Genomic DNA, 17879 nt, shown 5'->3' on the forward strand with positions numbered 1-17879 from the left:
TGGCCTCCTGAAACGGCGGTATTGAGTTGGGAAATATCGGGTACAGGCCCGTTGGGGCGCTGCGAATAACCGGTTATCACCAGCACGTCAAAGCTATGACGCCAATTGCAAGGCGCGAGATTATCTTGCAAATGAGAGGGGTTGCGCCAGCAAACTCTGACATTGCGCTGTAAATGAGTGGTGAGCCTGGGTTCGCACGCACGCAGCCCCTATAATCGGGGCACTTTGTTTGTGGAGCCTGTTATGCCGAACCTCCGTCTTGCCGACCTCACCGCCGAAATCGAAGCCAACGTGCGCCGCGCACTGCTGGAAGACATCGGCAGTGGCGATATCACCGCGCAGTTGATCCCGGCCGAACGGCTGGCCACGGCCAACATCATTACCCGTGATGCCGCCGTCATCGCCGGCACGGCCTGGGTGGACGCGGTGTTCCGCCAACTGGACCCACGCGTCGCCGTGCATTGGCACGTGGCCGACGGTGAGCGCGTCAGCCCCAACCAGGCACTATTTCACCTTGAAGGCCCGGCACGTTCATTGCTCAGCGGCGAACGCTCTGCGCTGAATTTCCTGCAATTGCTGTCCGGGGTAGCCACGCGCGCGCAATCCCTGGCGGACTTTGTCGCCAGCACCCAGGTCAAGTTGCTGGACACCCGCAAAACCCTGCCGGGCCTGCGCCTGGCGCAAAAGTATGCTGTGACCTGCGGTGGCTGCCACAACCATCGCATCGGTTTATATGACGCGTTCCTGATCAAGGAAAACCATATCGCAGCCTGCGGCGGCATCGCCCAGGCCATCACCGCCGCCCACAAAATCGCCCCCGGCAAGCCGGTGGAAATCGAAGTGGAAAGCCTGGATGAACTGCGCGAGGCACTGGCGGCGGGCGCCGATATCATCATGCTTGATGAACTGAGCCTGGAGGATATGCGTGAAGCCGTGCGCCTCAACGGCGGCAAGGCAAAGCTGGAAGCCAGCGGCGGGATCAATGAAACCACCCTGCTGCCCATCGCTGAAACCGGGGTGGACTACATCTCCATCGGGGCGATGACCAAGGATGTGAAGGCGGTGGATTTGTCGATGCGGCTGAGCATCTGAGGGCTGATCGTTTTAGTGAGCGGGCTTGCCCGCTCACTACGGCGTGTCTGCGTCAGACGACCAGATTATTCATCTCGCAATACTCTTCCCAATCGACACCCAACACCTCGGCCGCCTCTTTGTGCAAGGCCAGCCGTGCCGCTTCGAATTCTTCCGGCGTGGAGGTGTACTTGAGGGTCAGCTCCCAAGGCTGAAGACTCTGGCTCTCGGCCTCGTCCTCGAATGCCCACTGAATCTGGTCGCGCTGGTCATCGGCGCTCAGGTCCTTGATTTCGTCTTTAAGCTGCGGCGTGGCCTCAAGGTATTTCTTGAGTGCTTCTTCGTGCCGAGCTTCCTGGGTCATTTCAGTTGTGGTCATGTCGTTCTCTTAGATCGAGGAATGGGGATGCATCTGGGACATCAAGGTTGCGCAGATACAAAAGAGCAGGCACGAATGCCGACTCGTCTGGCCTTCAGAACCATTCTGGGATCATCTGAAAACATTGCCTTTGAAACACGTCTATTGAAACAGTGATGCTCTTTTGCCCGAGACAGGAATCGAACCTGCGACCTTCGCGTTACGAGTGCGCTGCTCTACCGACTGAGCTACACGGGCGGTGGGCTAAAGCTAGCACCGCATCCGGCGTCCGGCAACTCGCGCCTTTTTTAGCGGGCAATAACGCCTTGGGCCCAGAAGCGCGGTTGCAGATGACGGCCTTCCCCGCTCAGGTACGCCTGCTGGGCATGCTTGATGTGCGGCACGTCGCGAAGCGCAACCCCGACCAGCAGACCAACGGCCAGCACGCTCAATACCCTCCACGCGAACCAGGCCGGCGGCAGCGCGGCGGTGGCGGGCGCCTGCCACACATGCAACGCCATCAGCCAGCCCACCACCAGCGCCAGCCAGACCTGGGAGTTGGGCATCACGATCACCCCATCGACCATGGATTGCACCAACGCCGCGACCAACGCGGCAAACAGGCATAACCGCAGCAGGTCCACGCGCGCGGCGCAAAGCATGCGCCTGCGCAGCAGGCCCCACGTAGCCCATCCGGCTCGCCACGCCAATACCGCCACGCACAGGGCCGAGGGCACGCCCCATTCGCTGGCCCACTGCAGGATTGCTTGATGGGGATGGGCGGCAATCTCGTTGGCGATATCCGCAAAATGCATCGGGCCAAAGCCCAGCCACGGATGCTCGACAAGCATGTGCCACGCCTGCCACCAGATCGCCTCCCGGCCCGACAGTGTCGTAGTGAGACGATCACCAGCGTCCTTGGTTGTCTCGAACCCCAGGTATTGCGCCAGCAGCGTGAATGCCAGCCAATACAACACCAGCCCGCCCAGCACCGCCGCCAGTTGCCACCCCAGCCAACGTCGACCAACCGGCCCCAGCACCGCGAGCACCAGCCCCGCCGCGCTCATGCCGAGCCAGGTGCCGCGCGTGCCACCGCTGATCGCTATCAGCCACCAGACGCACAGCAACGCCAACACGCCCCCTCGCCAAACGCGGGAGACAGTGGGCATCAGCAAGGGCAGCGCCAGCAACGGCAGGGTGAATGTCTGGAACTGGCCGTAGAAGCGCTTGTTGGAAAAGCCGGACAGCAGCAGGTCTGGGTCCAGGGTGCGTTCGCCACTGGTGAACGCCAGGGCACCGGCATACAGGTATTGGATCGATTTGATCAGGCACAGCAGCACCACAATAAGGATCAGCACACGATCCAGCGACTCTCCGCCGTGACGGCGGAGCAAGGCAAATGCCAGCGTGATCGCCGCACAGCTGACAAACAGTGCCACTTCAATCAGTGCCCACACAGGCTGATGGGCCAGCGCCGAAGACACCAGGCCCAACCCGATGATCAGCGTCAGGCCCAGGGCCGTGGGCCGATCCACCAGCGACACGGCAGGGGCGACCGACAACCCGTAAAGCACCGCACAGAGCCCGATGGCGATCTGCATGACACGCTGCAGGTCATGCCCGCTGAACGGCGCGCAAATCCCAACCGCCAGCAGGCACACCACGACCACCAGGAAAATATTGCCTCGCTGCGGTACGGATAACACCATCGGCCACCTCTACGTCCCTGTGGATGGTTGAGCAGTTACGCCCCGTCAGTGCCGCAACCTTTACCGACGTATTTCCCTTCGGCGGTTGTGGTGCACTTCCAGCCGGTGGCGGCGGTGCGCGTCAGGCTGATGGTCTTGCCCAGCACCGGCGCAGGGGCGTCGAGGATTTCGCAGCTGATGCTGCCCGCCCCCGTGGCCACATCACCTACCACGTCGATTTTGCAGTTGGCGGTGGGGCTGGTGCCGCCGATCAACTCCAGTTTCGGCACGGTGCCCTCGTTGATGACGCTTTCGTATCCGGCCTTCAGCGCAGTGATTTCAGCCAGGCCGGCGGTGAACTTGGCCTTGGCCTGGTGGGTGGTGTACATGGGCAGGCCGATAGTGGCCAAAATGCCGATGATCGCAACGACGATCAGCAATTCAATCAGGGTAAAGCCTTTCTGACGTATCACATTCACTCTCCAGAATAGAACTCATGACAAGGCGCATCCTGCGCCCCGTGTTGTGCTGCGGCGCCAGTGTACTCACCCGCGAGTGCTCAATCGCCCGCAAGACGCACATTCTGACATTTTATTGGCCAACGCCAGCCAGCCCGAATCCGTCACCTGACTAAGCTATAAATCTTCTACGACCCGTGTGCGGAACCGTTACATGAACAACGCTTCGACGACATATACCTGGGAAGGCATCAACCGCAAAGGGCGCCGGGTGGGCGGACACACCCGCGCGCACAACCCCGCCCTGGTCAAGGCGCAATTGCGCCAACAAGGCATCAGCCCCGGCCGCGTGCGCAAAAAAAACCCGTTACTGCCCAGCCTCTACCCACCGATAAAAACAGCCGACATCACCCTCTTCACTCGCCAACTGGCTACGCTGCTCAAAGCCGGGATCGCCCTGCTGCAGGCCTTCGACATCATCAGCGAAGGCTTCGAAAACCGCCCAGTCCGCGCGCTGGTGCACGGGCTCAAACAGCAAATCGCCGCCGGCACCAGCCTGGCTGAAGCACTGCGCAAACAACCCCGCTATTTCGATGAGCTGTATTGCAACCTGGTGGCTGCTGGCGAACAGGCCGGGGCGCTCGAAACCCTGCTGGAGCGCGTGGCGACCCATCGGGAAAAAAGCGCGCAACTCAAGGCCAGGATCCAAAAGGCCATGACTTACCCTATCGCGGTATTGGTGATTGCCAGCCTCGTGACGGGCGTGCTGCTGATCCACGTGGTGCCACAGTTCCAGGCGCTGTTTGCCGGCGTCAACGGCCAACTGCCAGGGTTTACCTTGCACGTCATCAATCTGTCTGCGTTCATGCAGCAGGCCTGGTGGCTACTGGCGCTGGGCCTGGGCGCGGGCGTCATCGGGCTGCGCCATGCCTATCGAGCCTCGCCGGGTTTTCGCTACTGGCTGGATGCCGGTTTGTTGAAAGCGCCTCTGGCAGGCAAACTGCTCACAAAATCCGCCGTCGCCCGCTTCGCCCGTACCCTTTCCACTACCTTCGCCGCCGGCGTCCCGCTGGTGCAGGCATTGGATTCGGTGGCAGGGGCTGCCGGGAGCGGTCCGTTCAAACAGGCAATCGAACATATGCGTCGCGATGTATCCACCGGCATGCAATTGAATCAATCCATGGCCATCAGCGGCCTGTTCCCAGGCATGGCGATCCAGATGACGGCGATCGGCGAAGAGTCGGGCACACTCGAGCGCATGCTGGAAAAGGTCGCCAGCCACTATGAAGCGGATGTCGACAACCTGGTCGATAACCTCACCAGCCTGATGGAGCCGCTGATTATGCTGGTACTCGGGGGTATTGTCGGAGCGCTGGTCATCGCCATGTACCTGCCGGTCTTTCAACTGGGGAGCGCATTTTGAGCCAGCTGCTAAGCGAGCACCCGTGGGCCTTGATCACGATGGCAGCGGTGCTGGGGCTGATAGTCGGCAGCTTTATCAACGTGCTGGTGTGGCGCCTGCCCAAAATGCTCGACCGCGAATGGCGCGCGCAGGCCCTTGAAGTGCTGGGTCTGCCCGCAGAACCCGCCGAGCCGACCTACAACCTGTTACACCCCAATTCCTGTTGCCCACGCTGCGGGCATGCGATCCGCCCCTGGGAAAATATTCCAGTGCTCAGCTATCTGGCGCTCAGGGGCCGCTGCGCTCACTGCCGGGGGGCAATCAGCGCACGCTACCCTTTCACCGAGCTTGCCTGCGGGTTGACCTCGGCGTTGGTGGCCTGGCATTTCGGCTTCGGCTGGCAGGCTGGCGCGGTGCTGGTGGTGAGCTGGGGGCTGCTGGCAATGAGCCTGATCGATGCCGACCATCAGTTGCTACCGGATGTGCTGGTGCTGCCGCTGCTGTGGCTGGGGCTGATCGTCAATGGCTTTGGGCTGCTGACCACGCTACCCGACGCCCTGTGGGGCGCGGTGCTCGGATACATGAGCCTTTGGAGCGTGTTTTGGCTGTTCAAGCTGGTCACCGGCAAGGACGGCATGGGCCACGGCGACTTCAAGTTATTGGCATTGCTCGGAGCCTGGGGTGGCTGGCAGATGCTGCCGATGACACTGTTGATGTCGTCGCTGGTGGGGGTGTTTATCGGCCTGATCCTGATGCGTGTGCGCAAGGCTCAAGTATCGACACCCATGCCGTTTGGTCCGTATCTGGCAATTGCCGGCTGGATTGCATTGCTCTGGGGTGGTCAAATAACCGACTTCTATTTGCAGTCTGTCGGTTTCAGATGACCACTTCTGTTGCAGCACCTTGGATTCTCGGCCTTACCGGCGGCATCGGCAGCGGTAAAAGCGCGGCGGCCCAACATTTTATCGACCTTGGCATAGACCTGGTGGACGCCGACCATGCCGCCCGCTGGGTGGTCGAACCCGGCCGTCCGGCACTGGCACGCATCGCCGAGCATTTTGGTGACGGCGTGCTGCAGCCTGACGGCCAGTTGGACCGCGCCGCATTGCGCAAGCTGATCTTTGAAGTTCCCGAAGAGCGCCTGTGGCTCGAAGGCTTGCTGCACCCGCTGATAGCCGAAGAGATTCGCAGCCACCTGGCGCGAGCGCGCTCGCCGTACGCGATCCTGGTATCGCCGCTGCTGATCGAATCCGGCCAGTACAGCATGACCCAACGCATCCTGGTGATCGATGTGCCGCAAGCGCTGCAGATACAGCGTACCCTGCAGCGCGACGGCATCAGCGAGCAACAGGTGCAGGCGATCCTCAAGGCGCAATCCAGCCGCGAAGACCGCCTGAACCATGCCGATGACGTGCTGGTCAACGATAAAGACCTCGCCTGGCTACACGCAGAGGTCGAGAGACTGCATTACTTTTACCTTACTTTGCGTGGAGGCCGATCATGAGCCAACCCTTGACCGTCGACTGCCCAACCTGCGGCGCACCCGTGGAATGGAAAGCGACCAACCTCAACCGGCCATTCTGCTCGGACCGTTGCAAACTCATCGACCTGGGTGCCTGGGCCGCTGAAGAACACAAGATCCCAGTGGCACCGGACGCTGAAGACGAGCTGTTTTCCGAGGACCTGCCGCCGCGCCATTAAGGCCGCATAAAAGCATATTCCTGCTGGTCGTCGAGGTTCTCTGCAAGGTATTGCAGCTCGTCGGCCAGATCTTCGAAACTGCGCACACCCTTGCTCTGCTGTACCACGGCGCTGAGCATTGCGCGCAGGGTCAAGCCGGGGTCAAAACCGATTTCCTGTGCCGCATCCTGACTTCTGCGTAGCTCCTGCCGTGCCCACTCGTACACACTCATGACCCGCGCTCCTGAAGAAATTTGGCAGAGCATGGGCCCGCTTGGCCGCCTGGGGCTTGATCTGGATCAACGCTGTGAATCGTCATCCTTCCAGGGCGCCGAGAGGTAGCGCGTACGGTTGAAGGTCTCCAGCCATTCCGGGCAGAACACCACCAGGGCGCTGATCAGCATGCCGTTGATAAAGGCTTCGGGGAAGATGATCAACCACAGGTAGCCGACGAAATCCTCCAGCCATTCGGGCATCGCAAACCGGCCGTCGAACCACAGCACGCCCAACCCCAGCAACAGGCAGAGCAAAGCCGACAGCGCGGCAGCAAAAAAACCGGAACAAAAGATATACACAAAGGGATTGCGCGGTTGCGCTCGTTCCACCAGCAGTGCGCAGCCTTCGGTGACCAGCACCGGCAACGCAATCAATAACAAACCGTTGACGCCCAGAGCGGCGAGGTCCTGACGCCCGAGTAACATCAAACCCAATTGCGCCGCGAAGCCGCCGACGATTGCCAGGGGCCAATCCAGTAACAGGGTTACGGCCGTCATGCCGATAAAGTGGTAGGAAACGCCGGTGTCGAAATCCCGCCGGACCAACCACAACATGAACAACGCGAATACCGTACCGAACAGCAGATGTTGACGTCGGCGATCGGCAAACAACTCAACCCACGGCGAGCGCAGGACCGCCCAGGCCACCACCGGCGCATACAGCAGCCAGCCGATGCTCAGAGTGCTCGGTGCCAGCACTGCTGCACTGATCACAGACGAAATACCGCTGCAAAAAACCTCACCACACACCTCTACATTGGCGTTGAAGTAGAGTCGCCAGTCTACACCGACCTTTTATAGCAGGACTTCCTGCGGTCATCATTTGAGCGCTAAGCTGCAAACATGGATGACTCAGATTACTTGCGCCTGCTCACCGTGGCGGCCGAACAAGCCAATGCGTTCCTGTCCAATGCCCGCAAATGGGAGCGTGAGCGTTGGGTCTGCCAACGCCTGCTGCAAGGCCTGAACGTGCCTTACCGCGCCGAAGAATTCCACGCCGCAGGGCAAGAGCCGCCGGATGTGCTGTTTCGCGACGCCAGTTTCGAGGTGTTTTTTGTGCTCGATGAAGGCCGGCGCCTGAATGACGAATGGCGCGACGAGTTACTGCGCCGTCGCAGCGCCTTCTCCTTGAGCCAACTGGTGCGGCGCGAGGCAAAGCCGCGACGCATCCCTGCCCATGAATTCCTGTTGCGCCTGGCGCCCACATTGCGCAAAAAGGCGCACAACTACAAAGAACGCGGCATGGACCTGGGCGAGTTGGATATCGTCGCCTTCACCAGCCTCAAGCGCGAAGTGCTCGACCTCAACAGTCACTTCCCTCCTCCCACGGAATACCTGCGCCAAGGCTGGCGCTCGCTGTCATTGGTGGGGCCGACGTTTGCGCGGGTGCTGTTCGCCCACCCGGACGCGCCGGATTTCTTGCGCAATAACCTGGGCCGCAGCATAGTGTTCGACGTGGGCATCAGCCTCTGATCCCCCCGGACTGTAACTTGGCGCCCCCTTGCAACGTCTACCTGACGAGGCTCTATATGACCAGCCGCCTGAAACCCGACGACCAACAGCGTGTCGAAGAGTACCTGCAACTCTCCCAGAACAGAGTCGAGCGCAAGCCTTTCCGGCCGTGGCTGCTCTTCTGTGTGGTGCTGGTGGCGGTGATTGGGCTCGGCCTGCTGAGCCGCCTTTTGAGTTACCTGACGCTATGAGCTGCCTGGCGCTCGCGGGGGTAACTGCTCCGATTTCTTTTAGCCTTGCGAGATATCCCCATGACCCATCGTATTATTATCGTCGGCGGCGGCGCCGGCGGCCTGGAGTTGGCTACCCGCCTGGGTAAGACTCTGGGCAAGCGCGGTACCGCCAGCATCACGCTGGTAGATACCAACCTGACCCATATCTGGAAACCCCTTCTGCACGAAGTGGCTGCCGGGTCGCTGAACTCTTCTGAAGACGAACTTAATTATGTCGCCCAGGCCAAATGGAACCACTTCGAGTTCCAACTGGGGCGCATGAGCGGGCTTGACCGTGAACAGAAGAAAATCCAGCTGGCAGCCACCCTCGACGAAGAAGGCCGCGAGCTAGTGCCTGCGCGCGTGCTGGCCTATGACAGCCTGGTGATCGCGGTCGGCAGCACCACCAACGATTTCGGCACCGAAGGCGCGGCGCAACACTGCCTATTCCTCGACACCCGCAAGCAGGCCGAACGCTTCCACCAACAATTGCTCAACCACTATCTGCGCGCTCATGCAGGGCAGAGCGATGTGGTGGAGAAAATCAGCGTCGCGATCGTCGGCGCCGGCGCAACCGGCGTTGAACTGGCCGCCGAGCTGCATAACGCCGCCCATGAACTGGCGGCGTATGGCCTGGACCGCATCAAGCCGGAAAACATGCACATCACCCTGATCGAAGCCGGCCCACGGGTACTGCCTGCCCTGCCGGAGCGCATCGGCGCGCCCGTGCATAAAACCCTGGAGAAGCTCGGCGTGACCGTGCTGACCGACTCGGCGGTCAGTGAGGTGACGGCTGACGCGCTGATCACAAGCAGCGGCCAGGTGATTCCGGCCAGCTTGAAAGTGTGGGCCGCCGGGATTCGCGCGCCGGCGTTCCTCAAGGACATCGATGGGCTGGAAACCAATCGCATCAATCAGCTGCACGTACTGCAGACACTGCAAACCACCCGCGACGAAAATATCTTTGCCTTCGGCGACTGCGCGGCCTGCCCGCAACCGGGCACCGACCGCAACGTGCCGCCCCGTGCGCAAGCCGCTCACCAGCAGGCATCACTGCTGGCCAAGTCGCTGAAACTGCGAATTGAGGGCAAGGAGTTACCGTCGTACAAGTACACCGACTACGGGTCGCTGATTTCGCTGTCTCGCTTCTCGGCGGTGGGCAACCTGATGGGCAACCTGACCGGCAGCGTAATGCTGGAAGGCTGGCTGGCGCGGATGTTCTATGTGTCGCTGTACCGCATGCACCAGATGGCGCTGTATGGGTTCTTCCGTACGGCGATGTTGATGTTGGGCAGCAAGATCGGACGTGGCACGGAGCCGCGCCTCAAACTTCACTAAAAACGCATAAGCCATGTGGGAGCAAGCCCCCTCCCACAGTTACTCTTCAGCGCACTTGGGTTTCGTGCACGCAAAAAAAATCCCCGTATCTTTCGATACGAGGATTTTCAATATGGTCGGGGTAAGGGGATTCGAACTCCTGACATCCTGCTCCCAAAGCAGGCGCGCTACCGGACTGCGCTATACCCCGGTAATAAAAAGGCGACCTTTCAGTCGCCTTCTTCGATCAGCGCTTTTGGCCTCTGATCTTAAGATTCGATTCCAGCCTGAGCTGGTTTCAAAAATGGTGGGTCGTGTGGGATTCGAACCTACGACCAATTGGTTAAAAGCCAACTGCTCTACCAACTGAGCTAACGACCCAAATATGGTCGGGGTAGGGGGATTCGAACTCCCGACATCCTGCTCCCAAAGCAGGCGCGCTACCGGACTGCGCTATACCCCGGTTTGAAATTGGCTCCGTGACCAGGACTCGAACCTGGGACCCAATGATTAACAGTCATTTGCTCTACCGACTGAGCTATCACGGAACTACATATTTCAATTTTACTGCGGTGTAACCTTCCTCTTCGACCCTGTCCGTATCGCTACGTTAGCGTCTCTGAGGCGCGCTATTCTACAATCTTAAAAACCCCTGTCAACCCTTTAAATTGCTTTTAAGACAATGATTTGCGCTTCTTTCTGATTTCTTCTTGGGGAGAAGAAACCCGTGGGCTGACGTTGCTGCGGGGCGCACTTTACAAGCCTTTGCCTTACAGTTCAACGCCCTATCGAAAAAAAAGGCCCCGCAATGCGGAGCCTTCTCTTATCAGCCTTGCAGGATGGGCTTAGTGAAAGACGATTTCGTCGTTTTCCACCGTCGCTTCAACGCTGGTACCCGGCATGAAGCTGCCCGACAGGATCAACTGCGCCAGCGGGTTCTCGATCCAGCGCTGAATGGCACGTTTCAGAGGCCGTGCGCCATACACCGGGTCGTAACCTACCGCGATCAGCTTGTCCAACGCCTCGCGGCTCAGTTCCAGCGACAGCTCGCGCTCTGCCAGGCGAGCGCGTAGACGGCCCAACTGAATCTCAGTGATACCGGCGATCTGATCCCGCGCCAATGGTTCGAAGATCACTACTTCGTCGACCCGGTTGATAAATTCCGGACGGAAGTGCGATGTCAGCGCATCCATCACCGCCGCGCGCTGCGCCTCACGATCACCAACCAGCTCCTGGATCTGTGCCGAGCCCAGGTTGGACGTCATCACGATCACCGTGTTGCGAAAGTCCACGGTACGCCCGTGGCTGTCCGTCAACCGACCATCCTCCAATACTTGCAGCAAGATGTTGAACACATCCGGATGCGCCTTCTCCACTTCATCCAGCAGGATCACCGAGTAAGGCTTGCGCCGCACCGCTTCGGTCAGGTAACCGCCCTCTTCATAGCCCACATAGCCTGGCGGCGCACCGATCAGGCGAGCCACCGAGTGTTTCTCCATGAACTCAGACATATCGATCCGCACCATGGCCTCTTCAGTATCAAAGAGAAACTCGGCCAACGCTTTGCAAAGCTCTGTCTTACCCACACCGGTCGGGCCGAGGAACATAAACGAGCCGCTTGGACGGTTCGGGTCGGACAGGCCGGCCCGGGAACGGCGCACCGCATTGGACACCGCCACCACAGCTTCTTCCTGGCCGATCACGCGCTGGTGCAACAGGTGCTCCATCTTCAGCAGCTTATCGCGCTCGCCTTCGAGCATTTTCGACACCGGAATGCCGGTCCACTTCGAGACGACTTCGGCGATTTCCTCTTCGGTCACCTTGCTGCGCAGCAGCTGGTTTTCCGCCTTCCCGTGCTGGTCAACCATTTGCAGGCTGCGCTCCAGGTCGGGAATGACCCCGTACTGCAACTCGGCCATGCGGTTCAAGTCGCCTTTACGGCGCGCGGCTTCCAGTTCCTGGCGGGATTGCTCGATCTTCTGCTGGATTTGCGCAGAGCCCTGCACTTCGGCTTTTTCCGAAGTCCAGATTTCTTCGAGGTCCGAATATTCACGCTCCAGGCGCACGATTTCTTCCTGGAGTTTTTCCAGGCGTTTCTTCGCGGCGTCGTCCTCTTCTTTTTTCAGCGCCTGGGATTCGACTTTGAGTTGAATCAAGCGTCGGTCGAGACGGTCGAGCACTTCCGGCTTGGAATCGATTTCCATGCGAATACGGCTGGCCGCTTCGTCGATCAAGTCGATCGCCTTGTCCGGCAACTGACGGTCGGTGATATAGCGATGGCTCAGTTTGGCCGCCGCAATGATCGCGCCGTCGGTGATCGCCACCTTATGGTGGACCTCGTAACGCTCCTTCAGGCCGCGCAGGATCGCGATGGTGTCTTCCTCGCTCGGCTCTTCTACCAGCACTTTCTGGAAACGCCGCTCAAGGGCTGCGTCTTTTTCAATGTATTGGCGATATTCGTTGAGCGTGGTCGCACCGACGCAATGCAATTCGCCCCGCGCCAAGGCGGGCTTGAGCATGTTGCCTGCATCCATGGAGCCCTCGCCTTTACCGGCGCCGACCATAGTGTGCAGTTCGTCGATGAACAGAATGATCTGCCCTTCCTGCTTCGACAGCTCATTGAGCAGGGATTTGAGGCGCTCTTCGAACTCGCCACGGAACTTGGCACCCGCGATCAACGCCCCCATGTCCAGGGACAGCAAGCGCTTGCCTTTAAGGCCGTCCGGCACTTCACCATTAATGATGCGCTGGGCCAAACCCTCGGCAATCGCGGTTTTACCCACGCCAGGCTCACCGATCAGTACCGGGTTGTTCTTGGTACGCCGCTGCAGGACCTGGATGGTGCGACGGATTTCATCGTCACGCCCGATCACCGGGTCAAGCTTGCCGTCTTCGGCGCGCTTGGTCAGGTCGACGGTGTACTTGTCCAGGGCCTGGCGCGACTCCTCGTGGTTGGGGTCGTTGACCGCGTCGCCACCACGCAGGTTGTTGATGGCATTTTCCAAGGCTTTCTTGCTCACGCCCTGCCCCAACAGCAATTTGCCGAGCTTGCTGTTTTCGTCCATCGCGGCGAGCAACACCAGTTCGCTGGAAATGAACTGGTCGCCTTTTTGCTGGGCGAGGCGGTCGGCCTGGTTAAGCAGGCGCGCCAAGTCCTGCGACATGTTCACGTCGCCGGTCGGGTTCTGGATTTTCGGCAGTTGGTCGAGCTCTTTGCTCAACTCCTTGCGCAGGCTGTTGACGTCAAAGCCCACCTGCATCAGCAAAGGTTTGATAGAACCACCTTGCTGCTCCAGGAGCGCCTGCATCAAGTGCGCGGGCTCGATGGCCGGGTGGTCGAGGCCGACCGCCAAGGATTGGGAGTCCGATAAGGCCAACTGCAATTTGCTGGTTAAACGATCAATACGCATTAGTCACCTTCCTTTTGAGCAGGCCGGAGCTATAAAACATTCCTGAATGAAGAAACCTGCCAGATACCCTTATAGATGGGGTGGATTCTGGAGGATTCAAGCGGGCGATGCTTGATATGGATCAGGAGAGTCTAGCGTTCCAGCCAGATAAGGGAGGCAAACCGACCGGTGCGCGGGCTGCGGCGGTAAGAGAAGAAACGCGGGTCGGTCACCGTGCACAAACCGCCACCGTACACGGCCGTGACGCCACGCGCAGCGAGGCGCAGACGCGCCAGCATATAAATGTCGGCCATGAACTTGCCAAGGTTGCGGCTCGGCACAAAGGCGTCGACGGTACCCGGCAGTTGCTTCACGAAGGCGTCACGCACTTCCGGGCCGACCTCGAAGGCTTGCGGACCGATTGCCGGGCCCAGCCAGACCAATACATCGGCGGGCTCTGCGGCCAGGCTTTCAAAAGCAGCTTCCAACACACCCGCCGCCAGCCCACGCCAACCGGCATGGGCCGCCGCGACACGGGTACCCGCACGGTTGCAGAACAACGCAGGCAGGCAATCGGCGGTCATGGCGGTGCAGGCGATGCCCGGCGTGCTGGTCCAACTGCCATCGGCTTCAGCCGTGCGGTCGGGGTCGGCCTCGACCACACTCACGCCATGAACCTGGCGCAGCCAGGCCGGCTGAATACCAAAGGCTTCGGTAAGACGGCGGCGGTTCTCGAGGACGGCCTCAAGGCTGTCCTCGACATGATCGCCCAGGTTGAGGCTGTCGAACGGCGCCAGGCTCACGCCGCCCGCACGGGTGGTGACGCAGGCCTTTACCCGGTCCGGCGCGGGCCAGTCAGGTATCAGCCAGTCACTCATCCGACAAACGCCTCGCGATCTTGCTTGAGCAGCGACAGCAACCAGACAAAATCGTCAGGAAGTGGCGATTCCCAGCTCATGCGCTGACCGCTCGTCGGATGGTCCAGCTCCAGGAAGCGCGCATGCAGCGCCTGGCGCGGGAACGTTTTGAGCGACTCGACCATGGTCTGGCTGGCTGCCGGCGGAATACGGAAACGACCACCGTAGGCAGGATCGCCGACCAGCGGGAAGTTGATATGGGCCATGTGCACGCGAATCTGGTGGGTACGACCGGTTTCCAGCTTAACCCGCACGTGGGTGTGGGAACGGAAACGCTCCAGCACGCGGTAGTGGCTCACGGCCTGCTTACCACCTTCCATCACCGCCATACGCTGGCGCTGCTGGCCGTGGCGACCGATCGGGGCGTTGATCTTGCCACCCGCCACGACCACGCCGATCACGATGCACTCATAGATCCGGCTGACGCTACGGCTCTGCAACTGCGTAACCAGTTGCGTCTGCGCCTGAATGGTCTTGGCCACCACCATCAAGCCGGTGGTGTCCTTGTCCAGACGGTGCACGATGCCGCAGCGAGGCACATTGATAATGTCGGGGATGTGGTGCAACAAGGCATTGAGCAAAGTGCCATCAGCGTGCCCGGCCGCCGGGTGAACCACCAGGCCTGCGGGTTTATTGATGACCAGGATGTCGTCGTCTTCATAGACGATATCCAGCTCGATGTCCTGGGCGACCCATTCTCCCTGGGCTTCCTGCTCGGCAGTCAGCTCAAGAATCGCACCGCCATGGACTATGTCTCGCGGGCGGATAACCGCTCCATCCACAGTCAGGCGGCCGTCTTTGATCCAGGCGGAAAGGCGCGAGCGCGAGTGCTCAGCGAATAATTGTGCGGCGACTTGATCGAGGCGTTGGCCGCCCAATTCGGACGGCACCTCTGCGCGAAGTTCAATTTTATCGGACATGCTCAGACTAGGCGTGGCACAGCCTTTGGTTTCGGCTGCGCGCTTGTGGTTAAATACGGCGTCTTTTGCCCCGAGGCTTTCAACGGGGCGCTCATCATAACAGGACGGCCCCGCCCAAGACAGCGGCCGTCATAGGGACGCAAGCCGCCATGCAAGTGAAACACCTGCTGCTGATCGCCATCCTCGCCATGACTGCTGCTTGCTCGTCAACAAAGGAAGTCGTCGACGAAAACCTGAGCGAAGTCGAGTTGTACCAACTGGCTCAGAAAGACTTGGACAATAATAGCTACACCAGCGCCACAGCGAAGCTGAAGGCACTGGAGTCGCGCTATCCGTTCGGGCGCTATGCTGACCAGGCGCAGCTTGAACTCATCTACGCCAACTACAAGAACGCCGAGCCGGAGGCCGCCAAGTCCGCCGCCGAGCGCTTTATCCGCTTGCACCCACAGCACCCGAACGTCGACTACGCCTACTACATGAAGGGCCTGACCTCGTTCGATCAGGATGTTGGCCTGCTGGCGCGCTTCCTGCCGCTGGACATGACCAAGCGTGACCCCGGCGCCGCCCGCGATTCCTACAACGAGTTCGCCCAGCTGACCAGCCGCTACCCCAACAGCCGCTACGCGCCGGACGCCAAGCAGCGCATGATCTACCTGCGCAACCTGCTGGCGTCCTACGAAATTCACGTGGCGCACTACTACCTGACCCGTCAGGCCTACGTCGCTGCCGCCAACCGTGGCCGTTACGTGGTCGAGAACTTCCAGGAAACCCCTTCGGTGGGTGATGGCCTGGCCGTGATGACCGAGGCTTACCAGCGCCTGCACCTGGACGATCTGGCCAGCACCAGCCTGGAAACCCTGAAGCTCAACTACCCGGATCACCCTAGCCTGAAAGACGGCCAGTTCGTGCCTCAGGTCGCCGAAGCGGACAACCGTTCGTGGTTGAGCAAATATACCCTGGGCCTGATCGAGTCCCGCCCACCATTGCCGCCGGGCGAAACCCGCGCCAATCAGGACGTGATCAAGCAGTACCAGGACGCGAAAGACGCCATCCCTTCGGATCTCAAGCCTCACGACGAGAACGGCGACGTGATCGAAGAGGAAGCACCGCAAGCCCTGGGCAACAATCAGGACCGCTCGTGGTTCAGCTACATGACGTTCGGCGTGTTCGACTGATCAGTCGGCGAAACGTAAAAAGGAGCCCCCAGGGGGCTCCTTTTTTATGGGTGAGCATTATTACTCTGTGCGCCCGACATGTCCTTGGCTAAACTGGCGCATTACTTGTCGAGAACTGCCTACTATGCTTCGTCTTCTGTTCTGGATCGCCGTTATTGCTGCCGCGGTATGGTTCTGGCGCAAATTCAAAAGCCCAGCCGCCAAGCAACAGCGTGCCGGCGAGCCCCATTCGGCACTGATGGTGCGCTGCGCTCACTGCGGCGTGCACCTGCCGCAGGACCGCGCCCTCAGCTTGCGCCAGGAGTGGTACTGCACCCAGGCGCATTTGGAGCAAGGGCCGAAGTCTATCCAGCGTTGACTCGCCCTTCAGGCGCATAAGGTGAAGGGTCGATGATCGGCGTACGAGCCAGCAACAGATCGGCGAACAACTGACAGGAAGCCGGCGCCAGCACCAGGCCATTGCGATAATGCCCGCAATTTAGCCACAACCCTTCGAAGCCCGGCACCTGGCCGATATACGGAATGCCTTCCGGCGAACCTGGCCGCAAACCGGCCCAGTGCCCAACCACCTCGGCGTCCGCCAGTGCGGGAATCAGCTCGACGGCTGAGGCCTTGAGGCTTTCCAATGCGGTGTCAGTGGGGGTCTTGTCGAAGCCTTCGTGCTCCAGAGTACTGCCAATCAGGATATGCCCGTCGCGCCGCGGGATCGCATAACGCCCCTTGGCCAGCACCATGCACGACAGAAAATCCGCAGCGCATTTGTAGAGGATCATCTGGCCTTTTACCGGCTCCACTGGCAGCGACAAGCCCAGCGTGCCCAGCAGTTCACCGCTCCACGCGCCCGCCGCCAGCACCACCTGTTTGCCCAGGATCGGGCCATGTGCCGTATTCACCCCCAACACGCGCCCATCGCCGAGGACAAACCCGCTGACTTCGCACTGTTCGTGGAGGGTGACGCCGGGTAGAGCCAGCAACGCAGCCTTGAGCGACTTGACCAGGCGCGGGTTACGCACATTCGCCACGTCGGCCATATGGATCGCCTGGGAATACCCACCACCCAGCACCGGAACCGCGTCATGGGCAGCCGCCATATCGACCTTGCTCAGGGGGCGACCTTCACGGGCAGCCCAAGCCAGCGCCTCGGTTTCGTCGTCCAGGTCCAGCCAGTACAGGCCAGTGGTATGTACCTGCGGGTCGATACCCGTAGCGGCAAACAGCCGCTCGGCCAGTTGTGGATAAAAATCTTGGGACCAATGCGCCAGCGCGGTGACCGCCGGGCTATAGCGCCACGGATACAGGGGCGAAACAATACCGCCCCCCGCCCAGGACGACTCCTGCCCCACGCCCGCGCGCTCCAGCAGCACCACCGCCTGCCCCTGGGTCGCAAGGTTGTACGCCGTCAACAAACCGATGACTCCGCCACCGACGATCACCACTTGCTGTTGCCTAGCCATCATTCGATCCAGCCGATAAAAAGAAACAAGCGCACCCGGCGCCCAGTCATC

19 protein-coding genes and 5 tRNA genes are annotated in these 17879 nt (G+C 60.4%); 10 read left to right on the plus strand and 14 right to left on the minus strand.

Going from position 1 to position 17879, the window contains the following annotated elements; all coding sequences use genetic code 11:
- Nucleotides 1-243 precede the first annotated feature (243 nt).
- Complete coding sequence (nadC, locus tag AB4N98_RS08545) at nucleotides 244-1092, plus strand: carboxylating nicotinate-nucleotide diphosphorylase (protein ID WP_017529858.1); 849 nt, start codon at nucleotides 244-246, stop codon at nucleotides 1090-1092.
- Between the two features lie 52 nt (nucleotides 1093-1144).
- Here nadC and AB4N98_RS08550 read toward each other — a convergent pair whose 3' ends face one another.
- From AB4N98_RS08550 to AB4N98_RS08565, 4 genes are all read right to left on the minus strand, one after another.
- Nucleotides 1145-1450, minus strand: a complete 306-nt coding sequence (locus AB4N98_RS08550; RefSeq protein ID WP_017529859.1) for a DUF6388 family protein — start codon at nucleotides 1448-1450, stop codon at nucleotides 1145-1147.
- 164 nt (nucleotides 1451-1614) lie between these two features.
- Nucleotides 1615-1687, minus strand: a tRNA-Thr gene (locus AB4N98_RS08555).
- A 50-nt stretch (nucleotides 1688-1737) separates the two neighbouring features.
- A complete protein-coding gene (locus tag AB4N98_RS08560; RefSeq protein ID WP_065877312.1) occupies nucleotides 1738-3138 on the minus strand; it encodes an O-antigen ligase family protein in 1401 nt (466 codons plus the stop codon).
- A 35-nt stretch (nucleotides 3139-3173) separates the two neighbouring features.
- Nucleotides 3174-3587 carry a pilin gene (locus AB4N98_RS08565; RefSeq protein WP_026067420.1) on the minus strand — a complete coding sequence of 138 codons (414 nt, stop codon included), beginning with the start codon at nucleotides 3585-3587 and terminating at the stop codon, nucleotides 3174-3176.
- A gap of 202 nt (nucleotides 3588-3789) precedes the next feature.
- Between AB4N98_RS08565 and AB4N98_RS08570 the strand changes: the two genes are divergently transcribed.
- The 4 genes from AB4N98_RS08570 to yacG are packed head-to-tail and all read left to right on the plus strand — an operon-like array spanning nucleotide 3790 to nucleotide 6678.
- On the plus strand, nucleotides 3790-4998 hold the full coding sequence (locus AB4N98_RS08570) for a type II secretion system F family protein (RefSeq protein ID WP_065877313.1): 1209 nt from the start codon (nucleotides 3790-3792) through the stop codon (nucleotides 4996-4998).
- The gene (locus AB4N98_RS08575) at nucleotides 4995-5861 is read left to right on the plus strand and encodes a prepilin peptidase (RefSeq protein WP_068938053.1); all 867 of its coding nucleotides are present in this window, start codon (nucleotides 4995-4997) and stop codon (nucleotides 5859-5861) included. The genes AB4N98_RS08570 and AB4N98_RS08575 overlap by 4 nt, the downstream gene beginning before the upstream one ends.
- The gene (gene coaE, locus AB4N98_RS08580; protein ID WP_017529864.1) at nucleotides 5858-6481 is read left to right on the plus strand and encodes a dephospho-CoA kinase; all 624 of its coding nucleotides are present in this window, start codon (nucleotides 5858-5860) and stop codon (nucleotides 6479-6481) included. Before AB4N98_RS08575 ends, coaE begins: the two co-directional genes overlap by 4 nt.
- Nucleotides 6478-6678, plus strand: coding sequence for a DNA gyrase inhibitor YacG (gene yacG / locus AB4N98_RS08585; RefSeq protein WP_003188437.1), 201 nt, complete (start codon nucleotides 6478-6480; stop codon nucleotides 6676-6678). The genes coaE and yacG overlap by 4 nt, the downstream gene beginning before the upstream one ends.
- On the opposite strand, the gene AB4N98_RS08590 is transcribed toward yacG, so the two are convergent.
- Together AB4N98_RS08590 and AB4N98_RS08595 are read right to left on the minus strand one after the other, a co-directional pair.
- Nucleotides 6675-6890 (minus strand): hypothetical protein, encoded by a 216-nt coding sequence (locus AB4N98_RS08590; protein ID WP_003171680.1) that lies wholly within the window; start codon nucleotides 6888-6890, stop codon nucleotides 6675-6677. The two genes, yacG and AB4N98_RS08590, sit on opposite strands and share 4 nt — an antisense overlap.
- A gap of 66 nt (nucleotides 6891-6956) precedes the next feature.
- Entirely contained in the window at nucleotides 6957-7646 is a 690-nt protein-coding gene (locus AB4N98_RS08595; protein WP_017529865.1) for an energy-coupling factor ABC transporter permease, read from the minus strand.
- Nucleotides 7647-7775: 129 nt separating this feature from the next.
- On the opposite strand from AB4N98_RS08595, the gene AB4N98_RS08600 reads away from it, so the two are divergent.
- From AB4N98_RS08600 to AB4N98_RS08610, 3 genes are read left to right on the plus strand one after another with little or no spacing between them, the layout of a single operon-like run.
- Entirely contained in the window at nucleotides 7776-8405 is a 630-nt protein-coding gene (locus AB4N98_RS08600) for a DUF1780 domain-containing protein (RefSeq protein ID WP_010213242.1), read from the plus strand.
- Nucleotides 8406-8461: 56 nt separating this feature from the next.
- Nucleotides 8462-8635 carry a DUF3094 family protein gene (locus tag AB4N98_RS08605; RefSeq protein WP_065877314.1) on the plus strand — a complete coding sequence of 58 codons (174 nt, stop codon included), beginning with the start codon at nucleotides 8462-8464 and terminating at the stop codon, nucleotides 8633-8635.
- 60 nt (nucleotides 8636-8695) lie between these two features.
- Complete coding sequence (locus AB4N98_RS08610) at nucleotides 8696-9994, plus strand: NAD(P)/FAD-dependent oxidoreductase (protein WP_065877315.1); 1299 nt, start codon at nucleotides 8696-8698, stop codon at nucleotides 9992-9994.
- 113 nt (nucleotides 9995-10107) lie between these two features.
- On the opposite strand, the gene AB4N98_RS08615 is transcribed toward AB4N98_RS08610, so the two are convergent.
- From AB4N98_RS08615 to rluD, 7 genes are all read right to left on the minus strand, one after another.
- Nucleotides 10108-10184, minus strand: a tRNA-Pro gene (locus AB4N98_RS08615).
- A gap of 94 nt (nucleotides 10185-10278) precedes the next feature.
- A tRNA-Lys gene (locus tag AB4N98_RS08620) sits at nucleotides 10279-10354 on the minus strand.
- A gap of 5 nt (nucleotides 10355-10359) precedes the next feature.
- Nucleotides 10360-10436: transfer RNA gene (locus tag AB4N98_RS08625), tRNA-Pro, on the minus strand.
- Between the two features lie 9 nt (nucleotides 10437-10445).
- A tRNA-Asn gene (locus AB4N98_RS08630) sits at nucleotides 10446-10521 on the minus strand.
- A 297-nt stretch (nucleotides 10522-10818) separates the two neighbouring features.
- Nucleotides 10819-13383: an ATP-dependent chaperone ClpB gene (gene clpB / locus AB4N98_RS08635; RefSeq protein WP_065877316.1), complete on the minus strand. Its 2565-nt coding sequence runs from the start codon at nucleotides 13381-13383 to the stop codon at nucleotides 10819-10821.
- A 131-nt stretch (nucleotides 13384-13514) separates the two neighbouring features.
- On the minus strand, nucleotides 13515-14240 hold the full coding sequence (pgeF, locus tag AB4N98_RS08640) for a peptidoglycan editing factor PgeF (RefSeq protein WP_065877317.1): 726 nt from the start codon (nucleotides 14238-14240) through the stop codon (nucleotides 13515-13517).
- A complete protein-coding gene (gene rluD / locus AB4N98_RS08645) occupies nucleotides 14237-15199 on the minus strand; it encodes a 23S rRNA pseudouridine(1911/1915/1917) synthase RluD (protein WP_003171668.1) in 963 nt (320 codons plus the stop codon). The genes pgeF and rluD overlap by 4 nt, the downstream gene beginning before the upstream one ends.
- Nucleotides 15200-15348: 149 nt before the next feature.
- On the opposite strand from rluD, the gene AB4N98_RS08650 reads away from it, so the two are divergent.
- Both AB4N98_RS08650 and AB4N98_RS08655 read left to right on the plus strand, forming a co-directional pair.
- A complete protein-coding gene (locus tag AB4N98_RS08650) occupies nucleotides 15349-16374 on the plus strand; it encodes an outer membrane protein assembly factor BamD (RefSeq protein ID WP_017529870.1) in 1026 nt (341 codons plus the stop codon).
- A 124-nt stretch (nucleotides 16375-16498) separates the two neighbouring features.
- Nucleotides 16499-16732, plus strand: coding sequence for a PP0621 family protein (locus AB4N98_RS08655; protein ID WP_017529871.1), 234 nt, complete (start codon nucleotides 16499-16501; stop codon nucleotides 16730-16732).
- Here AB4N98_RS08655 and thiO read toward each other — a convergent pair.
- A complete protein-coding gene (gene thiO / locus AB4N98_RS08660; RefSeq protein WP_065877318.1) occupies nucleotides 16719-17828 on the minus strand; it encodes a glycine oxidase ThiO in 1110 nt (369 codons plus the stop codon). The two genes, AB4N98_RS08655 and thiO, sit on opposite strands and share 14 nt — an antisense overlap.
- Between the last annotated feature and the right edge of the window lie 51 nt (nucleotides 17829-17879).

This window comes from Pseudomonas sp. S3_E10 (genome assembly GCF_054667615.1).